Origin of the sequence: Umezawaea sp. NPDC059074 (genome assembly GCF_042738955.1) — a bacterium.
Taxonomy (GTDB): Bacteria; Actinomycetota; Actinomycetes; order Mycobacteriales; family Pseudonocardiaceae; genus Umezawaea.
The window spans coordinates 1-6,988 of sequence record NZ_JBHYHC010000246.1 but is presented as its reverse complement, the minus strand read 5'-3'; the positions used below and the strand labels follow the sequence as shown (position 1 = coordinate 6,988).

Here is a 6,988-nt window from a genome sequence, read left to right as displayed (position 1 = left end):
TCGCCCGCAGCCGTGTTGGAGATCAACTGGGGCACCAGCAGGGCGGACACCCGCTCGGGGCCGGACTGGTGCAGGCGCAGGGTCTGCTCCTCCAGGTGCGCGACCCCGGCAAGCCCGGACCCGATGACCACCGCGACCCTCGTCCCGTCCCACGTGGCGGGGTCGAGCCCGGCGTCGGCGACGGCCTCGCGGGCGGCCACGACGGCGAGCTGCGCGAACCGCGGCATCCGCCACGACTTGCGCCCGATCCGCGCGGCCGGGTCGGCGGACTCGGGGACGCGGCAGGAGAAGTCGACCGGCATCCCCTTCAACCGGGTGTCGCGGTCGGCGGTGGCGAGGCCGCGCCGCACGCCCGCCCAGGTCGTGGCGCCGCCGCCACCGGCAGGGGTGATCAACCCCAGGCCGGTGACGGCGATCGCGCGTGAGGTCGCCGTCACTGGACCGGGGCTGTGGCGCGCTTGGCGGCGAGGGTCGCGGAGAGCTGCGCGACCGTCGTGTCCTTGTTCGCCTCGTGGTCCTCGATCCTCGCCCCGACCTCCTCCTGGAGCGCGAGGGCGAGTTCAGCCAGCGCCAGCGAGTCGATGTCCAGCTCGTCCATCGCGGACTCGGGGGTGATCGACCGCACTTCTGCGGACGTTCGCGCAGCTCACAGCCCATTCCAGCCGAAGAGGGGTAACCGACTCCGCACTATCCGCCAGCAACGCGGTCACGATCGGGCGAAATCAGTACCCGCCCAGGTGACACCGTGCCGTCAGGTGGACGGCAGGTCGGGCCACACCAGCGCCACCGACCCCCAGGTGAACCCGCCGCCGAACGCGGTCAGCAGCACCCGTTCCCCGGCGCGCACCTCGTCCCGCTCCACGGCGTGGGCCAGCGCGAGCGGGATCGACGCGGCACCGGTGTTGCCGACGCGCTCGATGTTGCTCACGATCCGGTCGTCCGAAATGGACAGACGAGTGGCGACGGCGCTGAGGATGCGGGCGTTCGCCTGGTGGGCGACGACCCGCTCGACGTCCTCCACCGCCCACCCGGCGGTCTTGAGCACCGCCAGCGACGACTCGGTCATCCGGGTCACCGCGTGCTGGAACACCTCGCGCCCGCTCATCCGGAAGTGCCGGTCCTCGGCCGCGTACCGACCGGGTTCGGCCCGCTCCCGCGCGCCGCCCGCGGGCACGGTGATCAGGTCGTGGCCCGAGCCGTCGCTGCCGAGGTCGAACGCCAGCAGCTCACCCGGCTCGCCGGGCTCCCCCGCGCGCAGCACGACCGCGCCCGCGCCGTCGGCGAACACGACACCCGCGCCGCGGTCGTCGGGGGACACGAGCGTCGAGTACACGTCCGCGGCGACGAGCAACACCCGGTCTGCCAGCCCGCCCGCGATCATCCCGGCGGCCGTGGCCAGCCCGTAGACGAACCCGCTGCACACGGCGGACACGTCGAACGCCGCCACGGAGCCCAGTCCGAGCCGGGACGCGAGCACCGGGGCCATCGCGGGCATCGGGTGGTCCGGCGTGGAGGTCGCGACGAGCACCGTGTCGACGAGCGGCGACCCCGCCGCGGCCAGCGCCCGTCGGGCGGCCTCGATGGCCAGGTCGCCGGTGGACGTGCCCTCGTCGACCCAGTGCCGGGTGCCGATCCCGGTGCGGCGGCGGACCCAGGTGTCGTCGGTCTGCCAGTGCTCGGGGAGTTCGTCGTTCGCGACCACCCGAGGCGGCACCCAGCCCGCGACTCCTTCGAGCACGGGCGCCCTGCGGGCTCCGGACAAGCGACGTTCGATCAACGCGCGGCCTCTTTCTCAAGCCTCCCCACGGAAACGGGGGTAACGGAGAGTACCGGGAGGTCGCGCCCAGTGACAGCAGCCCCCTCGCTCAGCCGACCTTCGCGCCGTACACCTTGTCGACCGAGATCGTCAGCAGCACCCGCCGGTCGGCGACCATGACCGCCCGGTACTCGTCCCAGTCCGGGTGCTCGCCCGCCGCGGAGCGGTAGTAGTCCACCAGCGCCTCGACCTCGGGCCCGTGCGGGTCGGTCCCCGGCCCGACGATCTTCACCACGCCCTCGACCGCGGCCCACTCCATCCCGTTCGCGCTCGTGACCTCCAGGGTCGCCCGCGGGTCCTTGAGCAGGTTCCGGACCTTCGCGGTGGCCATGGTGCTGGACATGTGGACGACACCGGCGGACCGGTCGTAGAACGGCTGCACGGGCGACAGCTGCGGACGGCCGTCGGACTTGATCGTGGCGAGCACGCCGAGCTTGCTGCGCTCGACCAGGGCGTGGAGGGCTTCCGTCATACCGGTGCCAACCCACGCCCCGAATCCCGCATTCCTCCGCCACGCGGGATCTTCGGGCTCCCGCACCACGACGTCAGACGCGCACCACCTGGCGCACGACCGCCGCGTCGATCACCCGGTAGCCGGACGGCACCTGGATGGTCCCCTCCGGCCGTGGCCCGACCAGCGCCGCGACCTCCGCGGGCAGGCCGAGGGAGAAGTCTGCGACCTCCACCGGGACCTGGGCCCCGGCCGACGCCTCACAGGTGAGGTCGGCGCCGTCGTTCGCGCCGTAGAACTCGAACACCAGGTTCGCGGGCGCGGTGTCGGCGGCCGACTCGACCCGCTGCCCGCCCACGACGCAGGCCCGCACCACGTCCCGCGGCAGCGACACCTGGAGCCGCCACCCCCGCCGCGGCGAGTCCACCCGGAACCGGACCGAGCGAACGCCGTCGGCCGTCGTGTCGGCGAGCGTCGTCACGGTCGGCTCCGGCAGATCCACCACGGGCGCGGGGGCGCGCAGCACGGGGTCCTTCAGCACCGGGAAGTCGCGGGCCACCGACACCCGTTCCGGGTCCTGGCCCAACACCCGGCCGGTCCACTCGTCGGGTTCGGCGTCACCCGTGAGCCACGCCGACTGCCCCGTGGTCGCGTCCCGCAGGTAGAGCAGCCCGTCCGGGCGGGGTTCCCGGCCGTCGAACCCCGAGAGCAGGACGCTGGTCGTGGCCAACGCCAACGCGACGACCGACGCCACCACCGCCAGGAACCCCGGTCGGGGCAGGGCGGTCAGCAACGGCAGGAGCAGTGCGCCCGCCAAGACCGCGATCGCCATCGCCGCGCCCACGAGCTTGATCCCCAGCGCCACCGTCAGCGTCGACACGACCGGCGCGAACAACACCACCGCCACGAACGGTCCCAGCGCGGCGAGCGGCACCGACGGCGCGTCCCGGCGGACGGCCCACCAGAGCGCGGGCAGCCCGGCGAGCACCGGCCACTGGAACAGGTAGGTCGCGCCCGGCACCGCCACGGCGACCGCCACCAGCAGGACCGCCATCAGCAGCAGGCCTCCCGCGAGCACCTCGGCCGCGCTCCGGCGTCCCACGAGCTTGGCCACCAGCAGCAGCACCGCGACGGCGACCACCGTGAACGCCGCGAGGAACCACCCGCGGTCGTACGGCTCGGACAGCGGCAGCGCCGCCAATCCAGGTCGTACCAGCGTGATCAGCCACCAGAGCGCGAAGCACACCGCTGCCGTGCCGACGACCGCCCCGAGCGCGAGGCCCGCGACCGCCGCCGCGCGACCGGCCCGCACCCGTCCACTCCGGACACCCAGTACGACCAGGAAACCCAGCGCCAGCACGGTGATCGCGGCGAGGACCCGCGCCACCCACACCGGGTAGCGCACGAGGACCCGGCCGAACAGGTCGAAGTAGACGGACGTCCCGCCGTCCAACCGCCGCAGGTCCGTGCCACCGAGGGCCTGCACCATCCCGACCATGCTCTCGCCGTGGTGCTGCACGGTGTCGCGGTCCAGGGTGTCGACGCCGTCGTTCGGCGAGTGGTAGTCGTGCACGCGGTCGATGAACGCCGCGTTGAGGCCCGTCGCGCCCGCGTCGCGGAAGACGGTGAAGTCGGTGTAGTTCGGCATCCGCCGGTACACCTCGTAGGCCAGCGAGTTCGCGATCGGCCTGCTGCTCGCCCCGGCGAACGCGTCGACCAGCCCGGCGTTGGCGGTGCTGGTCTCGAACATCACCACCGGCCCGCCGCTCCCGCGCGCCTCCCAGTTCAGCACCGCGCCGAACTCGGCGACGTCGTGCTGCCGGACGAACAGCCGCGCGCCGAGCGACCCCAACTCCTCGCCGTCGGTGAAGAGGAACACCACGTCGTTGCGCGCGCCGCCGGACGCCTTGAGCACCCGGATCGCCTCCAGCATCGACGCGACCGCCGCGCCGTCGTCGGCGGCCCCCGGCCCGGTCGGCACGGAGTCGTAGTGCGACACCAGCAGCAACGCCCGGCCGCCGCTCGTCGCCGGGTCCGATCCGGCGACCCTCGCCACCACGTTCTCCGCGACCGCCACCCGCGTGGGCTTCCCCGGATCGGTGCGCACGACATCGCCGGTCTCGACCCGGACCTCCGCCCCGGCCGCCCGCGCGGCCGCCACGACGTGGTCCCGCACCCGAGCGTGGTCGGCCGTCCCCAGCGGGTGCGGTCGCTGGGCGATCGCCCGCAGGTCCGCCTCCACCCGCGCCGCCGAGAACTCCGTCGCCGCGACACCCGCCGGGGCTGCGGAGGGCGGCCGGAACGCCAGCAGCGCCAACGCCCCCAGCCCCACCAGCAAGGCGAGCAGCACGACCGCCACCACCGGTGGCCGGGAACCCCTGGAAACGTTCGGTGCGGCGGTCATCAGCAGAAATTACCCTCGCGCGGCCCCGCCGCGACCTCACGACTTCGGAGGCTCGCCGTCCCGTGACCCGGCCGCGACCTCGGCCAGGCGGTCGCGCAGCCACTGCTGGGCCGGGGCGAGCATGTTGCGCGGGTGCCAGAACATCGCGAGCGTCATCGACAGCGGCTCGATCGCCAGCGGCACCTCGCGCAGCCCGAGCGCCGGACCCAGGCGCTCGAACAGCCTGCGCGGGGTCAGGGTGATCAGATCCGAGCCCGCGACCGCCAGGAGCGCCTGCGTGAACGACTCCACGGCGATCGGGCTCGACAGGGCCACCCCCTGTTCGGCCAGCTTCACCTCGGACACCACCCGCTGCCCCGACACGCCGTTGACCTGGACCGAGCGGGTGGTCGCGAGGGCTTCGGCGGTCAGCGGCTCGACGAGCGCGTGGTTGTCCCGGTCGGCCACGGCGACGAAGTCGTCGGTGAACAGCGGGACGTGCGGGAAGTTCAGTAGCTCGGGGGTCTGGAGCTGCAACGGCCAGATCAGCAGGTCGCACCAGCCGGTCCGGAGCAGTTCCACCAGGTCGGCCCGCAGCGACACCACGGTCACCCGCACCCCCGGCGCCTCGGCGACCAGGCTCCGGGTCGCGGGCAGCACGACCACCCCGGCCACGTAGTCGCTGGCCATCACGGTGAACGTGCGCTTGTCCGTGGCGGGGGTGAACGACCGGCCGGAGCTGAGCACCTCGCGGGCGGCGACCAGCGCGGTGTGCACGGGCTGGACCAGCGACTCCGCGAACGGCGTGAGCACCAGCGCGCGGCCCTCGCGGACGAGCAGCGGGTCGTCGAAGTGGCGGCGCAGCTTGGCGAGCACCGCGCTCATCGCGGGCTGCCCCATGATGAGCCGGTCGGCCGCCTTCGTCACGTTGCGCTCCAGCAGGAGCGCGTTGAGCGGAATCAGCAGGTTCAGGTCCAGCCTGCCCCAGTCCGTGGCCACCGCGAGGATCTTCCTCCCCGCCGCGCGGGGTGGCAACAAAGGCCCAGCTGGGAGGAACTATCGAGGCGGTCGATGAGGCCCATCCGGAATCGGCCGGTTCCGGGTCGGACGGGCCCGTCCTAGCCTGGTCCTACCAGTTCCCCCTCCACAGTGGACTGATCACGCGCGCCCGGAACCCCTGGCGCGGGAAGGACATCAGCGATGACCAGCGACTCCCACACCCACGCCCGACCGGCCTCCGTCGAGAGCGGGAGGGCGGCCATCGGCCTCACGCTCGCCGCCCTGGCGTCGGTCGCGCTCAACTCCGTGATCGCCGCGCTGGCGCTGGCCGCCCTCCCGGACGAGGGGTTCCGCAAGGGTCTGGACCTGCGCGAGTACGCGCCGCTGACGGTCGCGGGGATCCTGCTCGGCACGCTGGGGTGGCACCTCGTCCGGCGCAGGGCCCGCGACCCCCGCGCCGTCCTGCGGATCCTCGTCCCGGTGGTCGTGGTCGTCTCGTTCGTGCCGGACTTCGGGATCCTCGCGGCGGGCGCGCCCCTCCTCAACTCGCTCGCGCTCGTCGCGATGCACCTCGTCGTCGCCGGGATCACCGTGCCGACGCTCGCCAGGGTGCTGCCGCTGCCCCGCGCCTGACCGGTCAGGACAGGCGGTGCGCCCGGAGCACGACGTCGTGGGGGTGCGGCTGGTCGGCGGGCCCCCGGCGTGGCCGCCGGGTGTCGATCCGGACCTCCCAGTCCCCGCCGAGCAGCGCGGCGACGACGTCGGCCGGGAGCACGTAGTCGGCGGGGTCGATCCCGCGGGCCCTGGCCGCCTCCCCGGCGAACCCGGCGTGGTAGACCGCGAGCAGCAGCCCGCCGGGCGCCACGGCCGCCAGCAGCGCGCGCTCGGCGTCGTGCCCCTCGGACGAGCGCAGCGCCGGGTAGTGGACGGACACCAGGTCGAACCCGCCCTCCGGCAGCGCGGCCTCCTCGACGCCCGCGTGCACCCACTCCACCCGCGCGCCTTCCCGCACGGCGAACTCCTCGGCCCGGTCCAGCGCCACCCGCGACACGTCCAGCGCCGTCACCTCCCAGCCCCGCCGGGCCAGCCAGACCGCGTCCGCGCCCTCACCGCAGCCGACGTCGAGCGCCCGTCCCGGCGCGAGCCCGCCCGCCTCGGCCAGCAGGGCGGGATTGGGGTTGCCGCTGAACATCCGCTCGGTGGCGGCGTACCTCTCGTCCCACTCGGTCATGACGACAGCCTGCCCCGACCCCGACGATCTCCACCACCCGCTTTGCCGTTCCGGCAAAGCCACCCGCTCGCCGTGCCGGGAGGCGAGCGGACCGGGGGATCCCGGCCC

General features: G+C 74.0%; 8 protein-coding genes. 1 reads left to right on the top strand and 7 read right to left on the bottom strand.

Going from position 1 to position 6,988, the window contains the following annotated elements; translation table 11 throughout:
- From ACFWW9_RS45325 to ACFWW9_RS45300, 6 genes are all read right to left on the bottom strand, one after another.
- The coding region (locus ACFWW9_RS45325; RefSeq protein ID WP_390389728.1) for a beta-ketoacyl synthase N-terminal-like domain-containing protein at nucleotides 1–437 on the bottom strand (437 nt) is incomplete at its 3' end.
- Nucleotides 434–625, bottom strand: a complete 192-nt coding sequence (locus tag ACFWW9_RS45320) for a phosphopantetheine-binding protein (protein ID WP_390389727.1) — start codon at nucleotides 623–625, stop codon at nucleotides 434–436. The genes ACFWW9_RS45325 and ACFWW9_RS45320, both read right to left, overlap by 4 nt.
- Before the next feature lie 126 nt (nucleotides 626–751).
- Nucleotides 752–1,777, bottom strand: coding sequence for a beta-ketoacyl-ACP synthase III (locus ACFWW9_RS45315; protein ID WP_390389725.1), 1,026 nt, complete (start codon nucleotides 1,775–1,777; stop codon nucleotides 752–754).
- Between the two features lie 88 nt (nucleotides 1,778–1,865).
- A complete protein-coding gene (locus ACFWW9_RS45310; protein ID WP_390389722.1) occupies nucleotides 1,866–2,288 on the bottom strand; it encodes a PPOX class F420-dependent oxidoreductase in 423 nt (140 codons plus the stop codon).
- Between the two features lie 73 nt (nucleotides 2,289–2,361).
- Complete coding sequence (locus tag ACFWW9_RS45305) at nucleotides 2,362–4,671, bottom strand: M20/M25/M40 family metallo-hydrolase (RefSeq protein ID WP_390389721.1); 2,310 nt, start codon at nucleotides 4,669–4,671, stop codon at nucleotides 2,362–2,364.
- Between the two features lie 36 nt (nucleotides 4,672–4,707).
- On the bottom strand, nucleotides 4,708–5,649 hold the full coding sequence (locus ACFWW9_RS45300; RefSeq protein ID WP_390389719.1) for a LysR family transcriptional regulator: 942 nt from the start codon (nucleotides 5,647–5,649) through the stop codon (nucleotides 4,708–4,710).
- A gap of 201 nt (nucleotides 5,650–5,850) precedes the next feature.
- Here ACFWW9_RS45300 and ACFWW9_RS45295 point away from each other — a divergent pair, with 201 nt between their 5' ends.
- Nucleotides 5,851–6,282, top strand: coding sequence for a DUF6069 family protein (locus tag ACFWW9_RS45295; protein ID WP_390389718.1), 432 nt, complete (start codon nucleotides 5,851–5,853; stop codon nucleotides 6,280–6,282).
- Nucleotides 6,283–6,286: 4 nt separating this feature from the next.
- Here the strand turns inward: ACFWW9_RS45295 and ACFWW9_RS45290 are convergent, their stop codons facing one another.
- Nucleotides 6,287–6,880, bottom strand: a complete 594-nt coding sequence (locus tag ACFWW9_RS45290) for a class I SAM-dependent methyltransferase (RefSeq protein ID WP_390389716.1) — start codon at nucleotides 6,878–6,880, stop codon at nucleotides 6,287–6,289.
- Between the last annotated feature and the right edge of the window lie 108 nt (nucleotides 6,881–6,988).

Bases quoted from the DNA above. Each gene is read 5' to 3' on its own strand.
- ACFWW9_RS45310 (WP_390389722.1), bottom strand. From the start codon at position 2,288: ATGACGGAAGCCCTCCACGCCCTGGTCGAGCGCAGCAAGCTCGGCGTG.
- ACFWW9_RS45305 (WP_390389721.1), bottom strand. From the start codon at position 4,671: ATGACCGCCGCACCGAACGTTTCCAGGGGTTCCCGGCCACCGGTGGTG.
- ACFWW9_RS45295 (WP_390389718.1), top strand. From the start codon at position 5,851: ATGACCAGCGACTCCCACACCCACGCCCGACCGGCCTCCGTCGAGAGC.
- ACFWW9_RS45290 (WP_390389716.1), bottom strand. From the start codon at position 6,880: ATGACCGAGTGGGACGAGAGGTACGCCGCCACCGAGCGGATGTTCAGC.